Source organism: Flavobacterium notoginsengisoli (assembly GCF_014207905.1).
Taxonomy (GTDB): domain Bacteria; phylum Bacteroidota; class Bacteroidia; order Flavobacteriales; family Flavobacteriaceae; genus Flavobacterium; species Flavobacterium notoginsengisoli_A.
Window position 1 is genome coordinate 253701 of sequence record NZ_JACHLB010000002.1, and the last position, 17469, is coordinate 271169.

Genomic DNA, 17469 nt, shown 5'->3' on the forward strand with positions numbered 1-17469 from the left:
ACTATGAACAAGTATTTATATAAAATTACATTCGTTTTTCTTGTATCTCTTACGGCAATAAGCTGTAGTGATTTTTTGGATGTAGTACCCCAGGACAAAATTTTAGAAGATCAGACTTATAGTTCTGAAGCCGGAGTGCAAAATGTTCACAACGGGATTTATCTTCAGTTATCTGGAGATAATCTTTACGGTGGCCATCTTTCTATGGATGCTGTTGAGATTTTAGGACAACAATATAATATGGGTGGATCTCACGTAAAAAATAGAATTGCAAATTATGCGTACGCTGAATCGGTTCCGAAGGGTACTTTTTCGAATATTTGGGAAAGCGCTTTCACCACGATTTTATCTGTAAATAAATTTTTAGAAAGTATTGAAGAGCATTCAGGAGTAATATCTATTGAAAAAGCTAATTTATTAAAAGGAGAAGCTATTGCAATTCGTGCTATGTTGCATTTTGACATGTTACGCATGTACGGACCAATTTATAAAGTTGCTCCTGCAGATCCTTCAATTCCTTATTATGATGCAGCTGTAACAAGCAATAATAAGCTTTTGCCGGCAACTGAAGTGATACTAAAAGTAGTTAAAGACCTTGATAATGCAATTGTTCTTTTGCAAAATGATCCAATTCTTACGAATGGAAGATATGCCGCTTCTACAGCATTTGACGGCAATCCGTATTATGCTGCAAATCGTGGACAAAGAATGAATTTATTGGCTGCAAAATGTCTTAAGGCAAGAGTTCTTTTGTATGCGGGAGATAAAACTGGAGCTTCTGCAGTTGCCAATGAAGTAATTAATGCCGCTAAAACGGTTCCTTCATTTGGCTGGACTTCTAATTTAGATGCTACAAATTCGGCTAATCCAGATCGAATTTTTTCTTCAGAAAATTTCTTCTCTTTAAGCGATTTCACTTTGTATTTAAAACAAAGAGCTTTGTTTGATGCCAGTATATCTGAATTTGAGATTTATTCTCCTTTATTAAGCAGAATAAATGCAGTTTTTGAATCTAATGATAATGATTACAGAAGTTTACCAACTTGGAAAATTCCATCAACGGGAGGAAAAACACAGAAATTATTCTATAAATATGAAGATGTGCCGGATAAAACTAAACTGTTTCGTTTTCAGATTCCAATGTTTAAGCTTTCAGAAATGTATCTAATCGCTACAGAAACAGCAGCGACTCCAGCAGAAAGTTTTACTTTTTTAAATACACTAAGATTTAATAGAGGCTTAACAAATGTTGCGGCGACCGCAGTATTAGCAACAGAAATTACCAAAGAATACAGAAAAGAATTTATAGGCGAAGGACAATTGTTCTTTTATTACAAAAGAATCAATTCTACAACAATTCCGAATGGATCTGCTGCTTCTGGAAATGTGAGTATGACAGCACTTCAATACGTTGTGCCACTGCCGGATGCTGAGATTAATTTTCAATAATTTAAAAAAGTAATCATGAAAAAAATATTGATTTTAGGAATCACTTTTCTTTCTCTTTTAGGAATAACATCTTGTGAAAAGGAAGAAATTGAAGCGTATAGCAGTACAGATAACATTTATTTCTCCCCATCTGTTTACCCTTTAATAACCAACGGAACACTTATTGACAGCACCGGATTTAGTTTTAGTTTAGATCCGGCAACGATTAAAGAAAGAGTATATCTTCTTCCTGTAAGAGTTCAAGGAAAAGTAAGCGATGTTGATAGAAAGATAAAATTAACCGTAGATCCTGCGAGTACAGCGGTCGCAGGAACGAATTTTTCTTTACCCGAAAATATTGTAATGCGTGCTGGAAGAGCAGTAGATACTATCCCAATTACCGTTTACAGAACGGCAGATTTAAAAAATAAATCATTGACTTTAGTATTAAATCTTGAAGAAAATGAATCTTTTACTACCAATATGAAATCTAGAGTAGTAAATGTTTTAACAGGGAAAACATTGAGTTTCATCAATTTTGAACTGAGTTTTACAGATCAGTTAACGCAGCCAAAAGGTTGGGTAGTTGGATTTTTTGGAACGTTTTCGGCAAAGAAATTCTTTTTAATGTGTGAATTGATGGATCTTGATCCGATGATGTTTAATCAGCAAACGGGAGGTGTTGGTCTTACTGTTCCAGATGTTCAGTATTATCAAAGTTTTATGAAACGTTATCTGGCAGACCAAAAAGCTTCTGGAAATACTATTTATGAAGATAACGGAACAGAAATGATATTTCCTTAGAAAATAATTCTTTTTAACTCAAAAAACACAGAAACGATGTTTAAAAATATAAAAGTACAAATAACCTTATTGATGGTTATTGTTTTTACTTACGGTTGTGTCAGCGACGAAGGTAATTATGACTACAATGAGATAAACGAGTTCAATGTAACCGGTATAGAAAAAGAATATACGGTTTATACGGGAGATTATTTTAAGATAGCACCAAATTTAAATCCGACTTTGGATGATGGCAGTGACCCTAATCGATATGAATATAGCTGGGTCGCTGTAAATCCGGCCAAATTACCAATCGATTCCAGAACTATTATTTCAACAACAAAAGATTTGGACGGAATACTAAAACTTCCACCGGCAAAATACACGGTTTATTATTTTATTAAAGATAAAGTAACGGGAGTAAACTGGCAACAGCCCACATTTACACTAAATGTAGTGTCTTCTATTTATGAAGGATGGCTTGTGCTCGGCGATGTAAATGGTAAGGCACGTTTAGATATGATTTCATATATTCCAAATGCGCCGTCGCGTGTTATTACAGATGTTTTGGATGCTTCGGGATCTGCTCTTAAATTAAGTGGTAAGGCTGTAGATGTAGATTGCGTTATACAAGCAGTAGGAACTACTTACGGAATTTATGTAACAGCTTCTGAATCTGGAACGGCAAGAATTGACCCTGATTCATTCTCTTGGGTTCAGTCACAAAACTTGGCGTATGAAACTGTAGGAGGAGCTTTTGAAACAAACTTTGGCGTCGATTTTATGAAATCTGCATCTGCGGGAGAAAATTTAATCTACAGTAAAGGAGATATTTTTTCATATTACAGAGTGTACCAAGTTAAATATGGTTTGCCTCAAAATAAAGTAAATACGGAAACGAAGAATTTCTATGCATCTCCTTTTATTGCTGAAAACGGAGGAGGTTTAGGATCACCGATTTTTTATGATAAAGATAATCGTCGTTTTCTGCGTTACAATGTATCAACAAGTGTTTGTTCAACAATGCCTCCTGTAACAGGTTCTGCTACAGTTTTAGATTGGAGCAATACCAATTCTGATTTGGTTTATATGACAACTTCTGCGTTTAACTCTGCCGAAAATTTTGCGGTCTTAAGAAATATATCAACTGGAAAATATCATTTATTGCGTTTCTCAAGAGCATTAGCGCAGAATTATTTTAAAGAAATCATTAATGCACCAGATTTCGACAAAGCAACCAAATTTGCTGTAAGCCCAGACGCTGGATATTTATTTTATGTAGTGGGAGGCAAATTGTACGAATATGATAATGGTACACAATCTGCAAAATTAATGCTAGACAAAGGCTCTGAAGAAATCACTTATATAGAGTTCCACGCAAGATCGAAGAGTTATGCAAAAAATTTAGTAGTAGGAAGTTATGATGGTAAAGTTGGAAAACTTGAATTGTTTTCTGTACCACCTGTAAACGGAGATTTGATTCTGTTAAATACCTACACCGGATTAAGTAAAATTGTTGATGTAGCATTCCGTGCAAGATAATTAATAACCCAAAAAACAAAACCGAATGAAGAACAGAATTCATTCTTCATTCGGTTTCTTTAAAACCCACATTTATGAAACGATTTTTTAAAATCGCAAGCGCAGTTTTGCTGCTTGCCTGTCCTTTTATTGCCTTAAAAGCACAGACACAATCAACCGAAGAAAGCTGGATACAAGCAAAAAAACAAGCACAAACGGAGAAAAAATTAATCTTTGTCGATTTGTATTTCACAGGCTGTATGCCGTGTGCACAAATGGACAAAGAGGTATTTCCAGATCCGAAAGTAACTGCTGTTTTAAATGCTGATTTTGTCACTTTCAAATCGGATATTTTGAAAGAAGAAATTGGTAAAAAGTTATGCATGAAATATGGCGTAACTGGTTTTCCAACATTTTTATTGATGAATGCCGACGGTAAAGTAATTGACATTGCTGGCGGTTTTCATAATGTAGAGCAATTTTTGGCTTTGCTTCAAAATGCTAAAGAAGCGGCTAAAAAAGGAAATTTCAAAAAGTATAGTCCTGAAATTCAGGAAAAAGACTATCCAGATTTTTACAAGCAAGCATATTTAGACGGAAAAAGAAATGTGCCTTTTGAAGTCATTGATGCTTATTTAAAATCTAAAGATGTTGCTGATGAAATTTCTTTTGTAATAATTACCGGATTAAGAGTCGGCAAACAATACGATGATGCCTTTCTGCTAAACAGTAAAAAATTGGCGAAAGATTACGGAAGATGGAATGTGACTACTCATGTATTTTCTATTTTACAGCGTAAGAAAAAAGAATACGAAAAAAAGAAGGATTTAAAAGGTTTTACAGAATTAGTAAATGATTCTAAAGAGCTTTATACGCCAGAGGAATTCGATAAATATTCTAGTATTTTATTGAAAGATTTTGGAGTAGAAAAAGTGGTAGTTAATCCGTCTACTTCGCAAAAATAAGCCAAAATGAAAAAGTTATTCTTGTTTTCAATATTGATTTTTGGCTGTTCTGTAAATGCTCAAAATAGCATTCAGAAATCTATTGAAATTTTCGAAAAAGCATTTCAAAATAAAGATTATAATAGTATGAAGAATCTTTTGGCACCAGAATTTACGGTTGGTGTTGGAGATGTTTCTTCGAATGAATATTATTTAAACGGAATTTTTAACGCATTTTCAGTTCTAGATTCCATTCAGATTGGAAAAAAAGTGGAAATGAAAAACGAAACCTATGTTTTGGCAGATTTTTGTTTTAAAGGAAAAGAAAAAAAGCCATCTCAGTTTGTTTTCAATTCAGATAAAAAAATCTTGTATGTAACTTTTTTTGACGGTTTGTATAAAGTTGATAGACATGCAAAAGTAAAGCAAGTGGCAAGCATTCCTTTTCAAATTATCGAAAACGGAATCGCTATTAAAATAAAACTAAACAAAGCCGATCGCGAATTTCTAATGCTTTTTGATACTGGCGCAGACGGAATGGCCTTAAACCCAGACAGCGCCTACAAAGCGGGAGTTGTGATAACAAAAACTAAATCGGCTTCTGTGGTTGGTGGCAGTCAGGAAGTAAAATATTCGGCTGATAATACGATTTATATCGGCGATCAGGTTTTGAAAAATCAAGCCTTAGTTATTTTTCCAAAACATGGCGTTTACGACGGATTGTTTGGAGCTAATTTACTGCGTAATTTCATAACCTCAGTCAATTTTGATACGATGACAATTGACTTGTACAATTTTGGAAATTTCAATTATTGGGGAAAAGCAAAACCTTTCATTTTTGATTATAAATCGGGACTTCCGGTCGTAAAAATGGATCTGACTTTTGAGGATAAAAAAACAGTCGAAGGCAGTTTTACTTTTGATACTGGAGCAGGTTACGATTTAATTGCCTACGGACCTTTCAATCATAAAAATAATCTGGAATCAATTTTAAAAACAGAATATACTTCTACGAATTACAGTTTAGGAAAACAAACCAAAATTGTTGGTGGCGCCATTCCGAATGTTGCGATTAACGGAAATAATTTTCCAAACGTAACCATAGCAATTCAGGAATATGATGAAGCTAATAAAAACTGGGCCACTTTCGCCGATGGATCTCTGGGAATCGATTTGATTAAACGTTTCAATTTTACAATCGATCTTTTGCACAAAACGGTTTATTTGGAACCGAATAAGAATTTCAAAAAAGCTTCTTCTTTTTACTTGGGCGGAATGGATTTAGATTTTGATGACAATCAGAATTTATTAGTAAAAAGAATTATAGATCAAAAAAATGAGGATTTAAAGAAAGTAAAATCTGGTGCAAAAGTCACTCAGATAAATGATTTTGAAGCCAAAGATTTATTGAAACCAGAAAATCTAAAAAAGCTTAAAGAATCTAAAGAAAGCAAAGATTTTATCATCGAACAAGGCGATCAATCCATGCGAATTTCAATTTAAAAATAGCAACTTAAAAAACAAAAAAATATGAAAAAGAACGCTTTTTATTTCATTATGACCTTCATTATGGTTCAAATGAGTTATGCTGTAAATCTCTCAGATTATACGGTAATTAAAGGAATAATTTCAATTCCTGACTTCAAGGCTAAAGAGGTCACGCTTTACAATGTTGACGAAGGAAAGCCAGTCGTTGCGGCTACCGCAAAAGTTAATTCTCTGGGGGAGTTTGGCTTTTTGACACCAGTTTCAGCTGCTGGCTTTTATTATGTCGATTACGGACAATTTAAAAATAAAAAACAATTAATCCGTTTGTATTTAGAGCCTAAATTGGATATCAGTTTGGTAATCAATCAAAACAATTATGTTTTAAGCGGAAAAAATATTGGACAAAATGCTTTAGTTCAGAAAGCAAATGAAATCTACAACGAATTTGCACCTTTTGCCCGTATTGGCGAAAATGTAACTTACGTAGAGTTTTATCCATTTATTGACAAAGGAATTGCAAAAGCAGAAGAATTTTCAAAATCAATTAAAACAAAAGATGTGGCATTCAATGAATTGTTAAAATTGGCAGTTGCGACAGATGTTGAAGAATTGACTTATACTTTTTTTAGAATGCCTAGAAGTGCATTTCCTGATAAAGATGACCGTCCAGCTGTTATAAATACGTGGATAAAAGATAAAAAGTTTACTAACCCAGATTTGTTAAAACTGCAAAACGGGGTTTCTTTAATGTCAAACTATTTCTTTTACCTTAGCATGAACAGTAGCTCTCCTGTAAAACGTATTGATATTGTTGAATCACTAGATCATATTACAGACCCTGCTTTAAAAGATGTTTACCTGCGCGACGCAGTTGCTAATTCAAGAATGAAAATTGAAGAATATGAGAAAATCGCGCCAAGCATAAAACCGTTTATGATTTCAGATGCTAGTAAAGCATTTTTGTTAGAATATGAAAAAGTATTGCACAAAAGTGTAGGACAGAAAGGTTTAGATTTTACTTATAAAGATATTAACGATAAACCAGTTTCGTTTTCAGATTTTAAAGGAAAATTTGTTTACATCGACTTATGGGCAACATGGTGTGGCCCTTGTAAAGCTGAGATTCCTCACATGAAAAAGATCGAAGAAGATTACCACGGAAAAAATATTGTGTTTGTAAGCCTTTCATTGGATAAAGCAAAAGATGCTCAAAAATGGAAAGATTATGTTACGAAAGAACAATTAAAAGGAATTCAGTTAATGGCTGATAAAGATTTTGGTTCTGATGTGGCTAAAAATTATGAAGTAAATGCTATTCCAAGATTTTTGTTATTTGATCCAAAAGGAAACATTATCAATGCTGATGCCCTTCGTCCGTCAAATCCTGAGTTGAGAGTTCAGTTGGATAAACTATTAAAAAGTTAATAATTAGCTTTATGAAATACAGCAAAAAAATAGCAATCTTACTGTTTGTCGTTGGGTGTTTTTCATCCGCGAAAGCGCAAAACTTTAAAGCAACTGACCCAATCGCAATTAATCAGAAAGTAAAAAAAGGAGTTTTGCCAAACGGAATGACGTATTATATTTATCCGACCGAGGTAAATAAAAATACAGCCAGTTATTACATCATTCAGAATGTAGGTTCTATTCTTGAAAATGATCAGCAGAAAGGTTTGGCTCATTTTCTGGAACACATGGCTTTTAACGGAACCAAACATTTTGAAGGAAAAGGAATCTTGAATACGCTTCAAAAACAAGGAGCCGTTTTCGGAAAAAATATCAATGCATACACAAGCACAGACGAAACAGTTTACAACTTAGACAATATTCCGTCAAAAGATGGCGGAGTTGTCGATACTTGTTTGTTGGTTTTGCACGATTGGTCTAATTTTTTATCTCTTACGAATGAAGAAATTGACGCAGAACGTGGCGTAATCACCGAAGAATGGCGTACGAGACAGAATTCTGGAGCTAGAATTTACAATCAGTTGGCGCCTTATTATTACAACAATTCGCTGTATGCAGAGCGTATGCCAATTGGCGATATGGAAATCGTTAAGAATTTCAAATATCAGGTTTTAAAGGATTTTTATAAAGATTGGTACCGTCCAGATTTGCAGGCAATCGCGATTGTTGGAGATATTAATGCTGATGAAATTGAAGCGAAAATCAAAAAACTTTTTGCAGATATTCCGACGCCAGTAAATCCGAAAAAGCGTTTTGAAATTGCGATTCCAGAAAGAACGGAACCAACTTTTAAATTGGCTTTAGATAAAGAAATTTCAAGTTCAAATATCAGTTTTATGATTCGCCATAATGCTGAAAAAGTAACCAATACCTTTGCAGAATTAGAAAAATCTACTCAAAGAAGTATTGCGTTTTCTATTTTGAATAATCGTTTGGCTGAATTGACGCAGAAACAAGAATGTCCATTTAAAGGAGCACAAATCGGTTATCAAAGTTATTCTCGTTTAAATGATATTTGGATTTTAAATGTTTCTCCAAAACCAGAAAAACAAGCCGAAGCTTTTGCTTTGGTAATGAATGAATGGGTTCGAGCGTATAAATTTGGTTTTTCTAAAGGAGAAATTGAAAGAGCCGTGACTGAAACTACTTCGAGATATGAGAATTATTTAGATAAAGTAAATGAAATTTCGCATCAACAAGTAATAGGAATGGTAAAATCTGATTATTTGAACCATGAAATAATAGCAGACCCTGCGGCAGAATTTGAAATGGCAAAAAGTATTTTAAAGAATATTGATACTGCAATTCTTCAAGAGCAAATTAGCAAATTGTATTCGCAGCAAAATCGTGTTGTTGCAGTAACGGGTGTCGAAAGCGAAGAAAATTTAACGCAAGAAAAAGCTTTTGATATTATTCAAAAAGCAGAAAACGATGCTTCATTGCAGCCTTACGTAGATACTTTTGTGACCAAATCGCTTATGGACGGCGTAAATTTAAAACCAGGTAAAATTGTTTCTGAAAAGGAGATAAAAGAAATTGGTGCGACTACATATATCTTAAGTAATGGCGCAAAAGTGCATTATAAATTTGCCGATAAAAATAAAAAGACAGTAAATCTTCAGGCCGAAAGTGATGGCGGTACTTCTTTGTATAATAAACAAGATATACCTTCTGCTCAGCGTTGTACAGAATTTGCTATGAAGTCAGGTCTTGGATCATTTACGCAAACTGATTTAAATAAAATTTTGAAAGGAAAATTAGTTAGCTGTAACACAGGAATTTCATCTAAGACCGAATTTTTAGTTGCTTCTGGCAATGTAAAAGATATTGAAACGATGATGCAATTGGTTTATTTAAATTTTAAGCATCCGAGATTTGACAAAGAGCAATTTTTATTGATGAAACAGGGATATCTAAACTCTTTAAAAAATAGAGAAAAAGATATCAATTTTAAAATGATGGATAGTTTATCTGTAGCTGTTTATGGAAAAGACAATCCGCAAATACATTCACTTTCACCAAAATATATTGAAGAATTGTCTCCTGATAAAATGAAGGCAATCTACGAGGATCGATTTTCTGATATTTCGAATTTTGAATTTGAAATAGTTGGAGATGTAACGCCTGAGATTTTAAAACCTTTACTTGAAAAATATATTGCTAGCATAGAAGGTGTTAAACGTAAAGAAAGTTCTAAATATAAAGAACCTAAACGAGTTTCGAATAAAATCAAAAAAGAGATTTTTATTGAAATGGAAACGCCAAAAAGTACTGTAAAAGTGAGCTACTATTCAAAAGAGATTGCCTATTCTCAGAGAAATAAGATTTTAATTTACTTTTTGAACGATATTTTAAAATTGAGATATACAGAAAGCCTTCGTGAAAAGGAAGGGGGAACTTATGGTGCATTTGTAAGTGCTTTAGCGGCAAAAGAGCCTATTCCAGCATTTAGACTTGAAATTTCATTTGATTGTGATGCAAATCGCGTAGATCAATTACTTCCGGTTCTTTATCAGGAAATGGATAAAATTAAAAAGGGTGAAATTGTTTCAGAAGATATAGAAAAAACCAGAACGAACTATTTCAAATCAAAAGCTGATAGAAAAAACTTCAATAGATATTCTATTGAGTTACTTAACAGATACATTAAGGAAAATTATAATATGGACGATCCTAAAAATTATGAAGACATTGTAAAATCTGTTACGGCAAAAGACATTCAAGATTTTGCAAACTTATTCTTAAGCAAAGCAGAAACTTATGAAATTGTCTTCAAACCGAAGAAATAATCTAACCCATTTTTATTAGAGTTTAATTTGTATTTCCCTATCAAATAATATTTTGAATTAGTAAGCAATGTAATTTGTATAGCGGATTTCATAGAGGGTTGTTTCAGCTATTCAACCCTCTTTTAAAAATTATGACCCATGAAAAAAAATATATTTTTATTGGGCTTCTTCCTGTTGTTTTCCATATTCGTTAAAGCTCAAATCTACAATCCGATAAAATGGGTAACCCATGTCGAGAATATTTCTGAAAATGAATACGAATTGCAGGCAAAAGCCATTATAGAACCTGGCTGGCATCTGTACAGTCAGAGCGTGCTCGACGGCGGACCAATTCCGACTCGTTTTTCTTTTGTGAAAAGTTCTGAATGTGAGTTTTTTGGAGCAGTAAAAGAAGAGAAAGGCAAAATGGTTAACGATCCTGTCTTCAAAATGCAAATCAAGTTTTTTGAAAAAGAAACCACTTTTAAACAGCGAATTAAAATTAGTTCTCTAAAACTTTTTAAAATAAAAGCCGAAGTGGAATATATGGTTTGCAATGATGAAAATTGCTTGCCACCAACTTTTGACGAACTGGAATTTACCGTAAAACCTTTTGCTTCTGAAGAAAAAAACAAAGTGCAAAACGAGCATAAAAGTGAAGCGGTTCCAGATTTAGTTGTCGAAGAAAAATCAGATTCAGTTGTTTCGAAGTCAGAAGAAGCAACAGCTAAATTTGTAAAGCCAAACATTAAAAAAGTTGTACCTAAAGAGAAATCAAGAAGCTTATGGACAATTTTTCTATTATCTTTTTTTTCAGGTTTTGCAGCTTTGTTAACGCCTTGCGTTTTTCCGATGATTCCGATGACGGTGAGTTTTTTTACCAAACAAAGCAAAAGCAAATCGCAAGGAATTAGAAAAGCCATTTTTTACGGAATTGCCATTATTGCCATTTATATTTTTCTGGGTGCAATTGTAACTTGGGCTTTTGGAGCAGATTCTCTAAATGCGCTTTCTACAAATGTTTGGTTTAACTTGATCTTTTTTGTTTTACTAATGATTTTTGCTTTTTCGTTTTTAGGAGCTTTCGAAATTATGCTTCCAAATGCATGGGCAAACAAAGTCGATTCTCAGGCAGATAAAGGCGGAATTGTAGGAATATTATTTATGGCTTTGGCGCTTGCAATTGTATCGTTCTCGTGTACGGGACCAATTGTTGGAACGTTATTAGTCGAAGCCGCTTCTCGCGGAGGAATTGCGCCTTTTGTCGGAATGTTTGGTTTTTCACTAGCATTGGCTTTGCCATTTACTTTGTTTGCAGCTTTTCCGGGCTGGCTTAATTCGTTGCCAAAATCGGGAGGTTGGCTCAATTCGGTTAAAGTGTTTTTAGGATTTTTAGAAATGGCTTTGGCTTTTAAATTTCTATCGAATGCCGATTTGGTTTTACAATTGCATTGGCTCGAAAGAGAAGCATTTCTTGCCATTTGGATTGCCATTTTCGGAACGCTGACTTTTTATTTATTTGGAAAAATTCAATTACCGCATGATAGTCCAGTTTCGAATATTAGTGTTCCAAGATTAGGACTTGGCGTTGTAGTTCTAGCTTTTACCATTTATCTGATTCCAGGAATTTGGGGCGCGCCGTTGAAAATGATTAGTGGTTTTCCGCCGCCAATGCATTATAGCGAACTTCCAAATGGTTTAAATAATTCTTCTTCTAAAGAAATGGCGCAAAATCTTCCAGAAGGCGCAGAACTCGGACCGCATAATATTATGGCTTTTACAGATTACGATTTAGGAATGCAATATGCTAAGAAAATAGGAAAACCTGTTATGATCGATTTTACAGGTCACGCCTGCGTGAATTGCCGAAAAATGGAAGACAATGTCTGGTCAGACGAAAAAATTCAGAAGATATTAAAAGGCGATTTGGTTTTAATTTCACTTTATGTAGACGATAAAAGAGAATTGAATCCAAAAGAACAAATTACATCAAAATTGACAGGAAAAAAACTAAAATACATTGGTCAAAAATGGAGTGAATTTCAAACGATAACATATAAAACCAATGCGCAGCCTTTTTACGTTTTGGTTAATCATAATGGAGAAACATTGAACGAAACGTCGGCTTATAATCCTGATATTAAAGAATATTTGAATTGGCTTCAAAAAGGAGTTTCCAATTTTGAAAAAAGTTCATAATTAGAGTTTTTACCTTTATTTTATATTTATTATTGTTGATGGAAAGGCTGTTTCAAATTTTGAGACAGCCTTTTTTATTCAAATTTATGCTCCATAGGAACATTTCGTCGGTAGAAAAAAAAAGATTATTGTGATTATTCAACGTTCCGTAGGAACGTTTGATTATAATCATTTTGACATTCGTTATATCAAACGTTCCTATGGAACGTCATGCGATTGGCCGTTATTTTTTTCTACCGACCAAACATTCCTACGGAATGATTGCGGAAAATGTATAGAAGTAAAAAAGCGTTTATTTGTTTAATATAAAAGTTTTTATTCCGCATTTATTTATGTTCCATAGGAACATTTCGTCGGTAGAAAAAAAAGATTATTGTGATTATTCAACGTTCCAGAGGAACGTTTGATTTTAAATCATTTTGGCATTTGTTACATCAAAAAATCCTACGGAATGATTGCAGAAAATATATAAAAATAAAAAGCGGTTATTTCATTTTTGAAATAACCGCTTTTTTTAGAGCCCTAAGAATATTAAGAAAGTACTGCAACTGGCAGATTTACAGTATTTTTTTGAGTAAAGTTTAAAGTCATTTGATCCAAATGTCCGAAGAAAAAAGTATCTAAAACTTGCTGAAAAACAGGATGTGCATTTTCTACCTGAACAAATAAACTCATAGAAGAATGTAGTTTTTTAGCGCCTAATTCTCCTAAAATTCCTTCAGCAGATTTTTTGTTTAGAGTCAGCATCAATTTCGAAATTTCAATTAAATGTTTCGATAAAATAGGATGATTTAAAAACTCCGTCGCTTCTTTCAAATCGGCAACAGCATAATAATCAGAAAGCGTACTTTTTCCTAAACCTTTAATTTGCGGAAATATAAACCACATCCAATGCGTTTCTTTTTTACCTTTTTTAATTTCAGAAAAAGCAGTTAAATACAATTTATTCTGAGCATCCAAAAATCGGGTCAAATCATTCTGTGCGTAAGTCATATCTTGATTTTGTATTAATTCGTTTATAAATGGAGTTTCTTGTATTGGTAATACTTCTAGTAACACTTTTATTGTTTTTATGCTTATAATTATCGAATTCAAAAGTAGAATGTAAATCGGTGAGATAGTTATAGAATTTTCGTGTTGTCGTTACATAATTACGATAAAAAGGAAGTGTAAGAATACCTTGTTAATTTATTTTTAAAGTTTTGCAAATACCCAAATTCTAATGTTATTCTAATGTTCGAGAAAATATTTAGGTCTAAATTGCGCGCTTAGAAAAATCAAGATAATTGCCCTAAATCACTGGAGTTTTAAATTGAATTTCAGTGGTTTTATTTAAATTTTCGCCTTTTAGAGTATGTTGAATCGAATTAAAAATAGCTTTTTTTGTAAATGCCTTCAGGTGTTGCTAGTTGGCTATTTTCTAATCAGCAGTCTTAATATATCAAATAGTATGGCTCGAATTATTAGCGATAATGCCGAAACCTATACTGTAAAAGGGATTACTTGTAATTTTCTAAAAAAAATCTTCAAATGTGATGGAATTCCAGAAGAACTGGATGACTACAAAACCAAAGACACCAAAACAGCCAAATTAGCAAAAGGAATTCCCTTAATGGAATATTTGATTTCATCAGAATCATTACTGCCTAGTTTTTATTTTTTAATAGAATCTGAAGGTAAAAAATATATTGATAATACAATCTTTTCATTTGGTTTTCATGGTAAGATAGATATACCGCCTCCTCGGGCAATTTCATAAATACTTGTTTTTTAAGGATTAGAACAAAATTCTTTATCCTAAATGCGGTTTTTGCCGTATATTTATTCTATGTAATAATCTTGTATTTATACTTAAATTCATGACACCATTCAAACGTTTTTATAACTTACTGCAGCTCGATAAGCGCGATGTATATCAAATTATCTTCTACGCTGCATTTGCGGGTTTAGTAAACCTATCACTGCCTTTAGGAATTCAGGCTATTATTAATTTCATTCAAAGTGGACAGCTAAGCGTTTCTTGGATCATTCTGGTAATTTTGGTTACAGTTGGAGTTGGTTTTGGCGGCGTGTTGACGATTTTACAGCTACGAATTGTAGAAAATCTACAACAGAGAATTTTCGTTCGTTCTTCCTTTGAATTTGCTTACAGAATGCCTTTAATTAAATTTAAAGAAATGTATTCTGAATACGCTCCAGAAAAAGCAAACCGCTTTTTTGATACTTTGATGGTACAGAAAGGAACAGCAAAATTGCTTTTGGATTTCTGTACAGCATTTCTTCAAGTTGGTTTGGGTATTATTTTATTAGTCTTATACCATTCTTTCTTTATGGTTATCGGACTACTTTTCATTGTTATTCTATGGGTTATTTTTAAATTTTCATACAAAGACGGTTTAGAAACCAGTCTTAATGAATCGAAATTTAAATATAAAGTAGCAGCATGGCTTCAGGAAATTGCAAGAAACAGAGAAAGTTTCCGTAGAAAAGGAGCTTTTGAATATGCTTTAGACAGAAATGACGGCTATGTTAGCAAGTACGTAAATTACCGTGAAAAACACTTTCAGGTAATGAAAAAACAATATATTCAGCTTACTATTTTTAAAGTAATTGTTACTGCTGCCTTATTATCGATCGGTGGTTTTCTGGTAATTCACCACCAAATGAACATAGGGCAGTTCGTAGCAGCTGAAATCGTAATTGTATTATTGATCAACTCGGTAGAAAAAATCATTTTCGGATTAGAATCTTTCTACGACGTTTTGACTTCTGTTGAAAAAATTGGACAAGTTACAGACATGGAAATTTCATGTATTCCTGAAACTTCAGACAAAACAGAAAAAGGAATCAATATTGAAACAGAAAGCATCAATTACAATTATCCAGAACACAATAAAAAATCGCTTAAGAATATTAACTTGAAAATTTCTCAAGGCGAAAAAATCATTCTTACAGGAACAAACGGTGCTGGAAAAAGTACATTATTGAGATTGCTTTCAGGAGTTTTAGAACCAGAAAGCGGTGCGATGTATGTGACGGACAACTATATGAATCGTTTGAGCGAAGATACATACAGAGCGCAGTCTGGAACTTATCTGCAAGGCGATACCTTGTTTGCGGGAACAATTCGTGAGAATATTGTTTTTGGAAATGAAGAACTAAATAGCGACGATTTAAAATGGGCTTTAGATAATGTTGGTCTTACACCATACATTAAAACTTTCGAGAATGGATTGGAAAATCAGATTCATCCGGGAGGACGTGAACTTTCTGCTTCTGATGTACAGAAAATTCTTTTGGCAAGAAGTATTGTGGGCAAACCAAATATTTTATTCTTAGAAGATCCTGTTGATAAAATGGATGAATTGACTTCGAATAAAATTGTTGATTTTTTACTTTCCGAAGAGAATGACTGGACTGTAATTGTTACTTCTAAAAATGATATTTGGAAAAGCAAATGCAGCCGTATGATCACGATTGATGACGGAAAAATTATTAACGACATAAAGATTTAATCATGCTCAATATATCTAAAGATAATAACGTACTTATAACTCCGGGCAAATACAAATCGATTACAAGTGTTGCTCGAAGACCCCATTATAGAATTTTAAATAAAGTTATAATCGGATTTCTGATTTTCTGTGTTTGCTGTCTTTTTCTGCCGTGGACACAAAATATCTCAGGAAGTGGTTCTGTAACAACTTTAAAGCCCGATCAAAGACCTCAAACTGTTCATAATGCTATTGCAGGTCGAATAGAAAAATGGTTTGTAAAAGAGGGAGATTATGTAAATAAAGGAGATACAATTCTTTTTATTTCAGAGATTAAAGAAGATTACTTAGATCCTAATTTGGTTGGAAACACCAAACAACAGGTTGATGCTAAAAAAATGGCGGCAGAATCGTATAGCGATAAAGTAAATTCTCTTGATGTTCAAGCGCAATCTTTGAATACAGAAAGACAGTTGAAATTACAGCAGGCACAAAATAAAATTCGTCAAGCTCAACTGAAAATAAAAAGCGATAGTATGGATTTGGTTGCCGTTAGAACACAATTGCGAATTGCAAAAACACAATTTGATCGTTCTACAGCTTTAAATAAAGAAGGATTAAAACCGATGACAGATGTTGAGCAGAAGAGATTAAAACTGCAAGAATCTGAAGCATATATCATCACACAAGAAAATAAATTATTGAGCAGCAGAAATGAGTTGATTAACGCAAAAGTTGAAATCAATAGAATTACGGCTGAATACACAGAGAAAATTTCAAAATCTAGAAGTGATAAATTCACCGCTTTAAGTACACAATATGATACTGAAGCTCAGGTTAATAAACTAGAAAATCAGTATACGAATTACAGACTTAGAAATGGTTTGTATTACATTACAGCGCCACAAAGCGGTTACATCAACCGTGCTTTATTGGCAGGTATTGGAGAAACTATTAAAGAAGGAACTTCGGTTGTGAGCATTATGCCTTCTAAATATGATATTGCGGTAGAAACTTATGTAGATCCAATAGATTTACCATTGGTACATCGCGGTGCAAAAGTTCGTGTTTGGTTTGACGGATGGCCTAGAATTGTATTTTCTGGATGGCCTGGTTTGTCTTACGGAACTTACGGAGGAAAAGTGGTAGCGATAGAAAACTTTATAAGTCCGAACGGAAAATACAGAATTTTGGTTTCGCCTGACGGAGAAGATCGTCATTGGCCAAAAGAATTGAGCATTGGTGCAGGAGCGCAAAGTATTGCCTTGCTAGAAACCGTTTCGGTATGGTACGAGATTTGGCGAAACTTAAATGGTTTCCCTCCAAATTATTATAACTCAGGAGAAAAAGAAGCAAAAGGAAAGGAGAAAAAGTAAA

At 33.4% G+C, this 17469-nt stretch carries 12 protein-coding genes; 11 read left to right on the top strand and 1 reads right to left on the bottom strand.

Annotation, left to right across the window (positions count from 1 at the left end; all coding sequences use genetic code 11):
• Positions 1-3: 3 nt before the first annotated feature.
• The 8 genes from HNP35_RS08020 to HNP35_RS08055 all read left to right on the top strand — a co-directional run bounded on the left by HNP35_RS08020 (position 4) and on the right by HNP35_RS08055 (position 12598).
• Positions 4-1449, top strand: a complete 1446-nt coding sequence (locus tag HNP35_RS08020) for a RagB/SusD family nutrient uptake outer membrane protein (RefSeq protein ID WP_184160151.1) — start codon at positions 4-6, stop codon at positions 1447-1449.
• Positions 1450-1464: 15 nt separating this feature from the next.
• A complete protein-coding gene (locus HNP35_RS08025) occupies positions 1465-2232 on the top strand; it encodes a DUF4843 domain-containing protein (protein ID WP_184160153.1) in 768 nt (255 codons plus the stop codon).
• A gap of 36 nt (positions 2233-2268) precedes the next feature.
• Entirely contained in the window at positions 2269-3753 is a 1485-nt protein-coding gene (locus HNP35_RS08030) for a PKD-like family lipoprotein (protein WP_184160155.1), read from the top strand.
• Between the two features lie 74 nt (positions 3754-3827).
• On the top strand, positions 3828-4697 hold the full coding sequence (locus HNP35_RS08035) for a thioredoxin family protein (protein ID WP_184160157.1): 870 nt from the start codon (positions 3828-3830) through the stop codon (positions 4695-4697).
• A 6-nt stretch (positions 4698-4703) separates the two neighbouring features.
• Complete coding sequence (locus tag HNP35_RS08040) at positions 4704-6179, top strand: retropepsin-like aspartic protease (protein WP_184160159.1); 1476 nt, start codon at positions 4704-4706, stop codon at positions 6177-6179.
• A gap of 27 nt (positions 6180-6206) precedes the next feature.
• Positions 6207-7589, top strand: a complete 1383-nt coding sequence (locus tag HNP35_RS23765; protein ID WP_246453396.1) for a TlpA family protein disulfide reductase — start codon at positions 6207-6209, stop codon at positions 7587-7589.
• 11 nt (positions 7590-7600) lie between these two features.
• Positions 7601-10420 (top strand): M16 family metallopeptidase, encoded by a 2820-nt coding sequence (locus tag HNP35_RS08050; RefSeq protein ID WP_184160161.1) that lies wholly within the window; start codon positions 7601-7603, stop codon positions 10418-10420.
• A gap of 138 nt (positions 10421-10558) precedes the next feature.
• On the top strand, positions 10559-12598 hold the full coding sequence (locus HNP35_RS08055) for a protein-disulfide reductase DsbD family protein (RefSeq protein ID WP_184160163.1): 2040 nt from the start codon (positions 10559-10561) through the stop codon (positions 12596-12598).
• A 531-nt stretch (positions 12599-13129) separates the two neighbouring features.
• Here the strand turns inward: HNP35_RS08055 and HNP35_RS08060 are convergent.
• Entirely contained in the window at positions 13130-13591 is a 462-nt protein-coding gene (locus HNP35_RS08060; protein ID WP_184161212.1) for a DUF1810 domain-containing protein, read from the bottom strand.
• Positions 13592-14048: 457 nt separating this feature from the next.
• Here HNP35_RS08060 and HNP35_RS08065 point away from each other — a divergent pair, with 457 nt between their 5' ends.
• The 3 genes from HNP35_RS08065 (at position 14049) to HNP35_RS08075 (ending at position 17468) form a co-directional block, all read left to right on the top strand.
• Complete coding sequence (locus tag HNP35_RS08065; RefSeq protein ID WP_246453398.1) at positions 14049-14357, top strand: hypothetical protein; 309 nt, start codon at positions 14049-14051, stop codon at positions 14355-14357.
• 100 nt (positions 14358-14457) lie between these two features.
• Positions 14458-16113 carry a peptidase domain-containing ABC transporter gene (locus HNP35_RS08070; protein WP_184160167.1) on the top strand — a complete coding sequence of 552 codons (1656 nt, stop codon included), beginning with the start codon at positions 14458-14460 and terminating at the stop codon, positions 16111-16113.
• Positions 16114-16115: 2 nt separating this feature from the next.
• Positions 16116-17468 carry an HlyD family secretion protein gene (locus tag HNP35_RS08075; protein ID WP_184160169.1) on the top strand — a complete coding sequence of 451 codons (1353 nt, stop codon included), beginning with the start codon at positions 16116-16118 and terminating at the stop codon, positions 17466-17468.
• Position 17469: the final 1 nt, after the last annotated feature.

What these genes read in the sequence shown, in the direction of transcription:
- HNP35_RS08020 (WP_184160151.1), top strand. Translation starts at nt 4, where the DNA reads ATGAACAAGTATTTATATAAAATTACATTCGTTTTTCTTGTATCTCTT.
- HNP35_RS08025 (WP_184160153.1), top strand. Translation starts at nt 1,465, where the DNA reads ATGAAAAAAATATTGATTTTAGGAATCACTTTTCTTTCTCTTTTAGGA.
- HNP35_RS08030 (WP_184160155.1), top strand. Translation starts at nt 2,269, where the DNA reads ATGTTTAAAAATATAAAAGTACAAATAACCTTATTGATGGTTATTGTT.
- HNP35_RS08035 (WP_184160157.1), top strand. Translation starts at nt 3,828, where the DNA reads ATGAAACGATTTTTTAAAATCGCAAGCGCAGTTTTGCTGCTTGCCTGT.
- HNP35_RS08040 (WP_184160159.1), top strand. Translation starts at nt 4,704, where the DNA reads ATGAAAAAGTTATTCTTGTTTTCAATATTGATTTTTGGCTGTTCTGTA.
- HNP35_RS23765 (WP_246453396.1), top strand. Translation starts at nt 6,207, where the DNA reads ATGAAAAAGAACGCTTTTTATTTCATTATGACCTTCATTATGGTTCAA.
- HNP35_RS08050 (WP_184160161.1), top strand. Translation starts at nt 7,601, where the DNA reads ATGAAATACAGCAAAAAAATAGCAATCTTACTGTTTGTCGTTGGGTGT.
- HNP35_RS08055 (WP_184160163.1), top strand. Translation starts at nt 10,559, where the DNA reads ATGAAAAAAAATATATTTTTATTGGGCTTCTTCCTGTTGTTTTCCATA.
- HNP35_RS08060 (WP_184161212.1), bottom strand. Translation starts at nt 13,591, where the DNA reads ATGACTTACGCACAGAATGATTTGACCCGATTTTTGGATGCTCAGAAT.
- HNP35_RS08065 (WP_246453398.1), top strand. Translation starts at nt 14,049, where the DNA reads ATGGCTCGAATTATTAGCGATAATGCCGAAACCTATACTGTAAAAGGG.
- HNP35_RS08070 (WP_184160167.1), top strand. Translation starts at nt 14,458, where the DNA reads ATGACACCATTCAAACGTTTTTATAACTTACTGCAGCTCGATAAGCGC.
- HNP35_RS08075 (WP_184160169.1), top strand. Translation starts at nt 16,116, where the DNA reads ATGCTCAATATATCTAAAGATAATAACGTACTTATAACTCCGGGCAAA.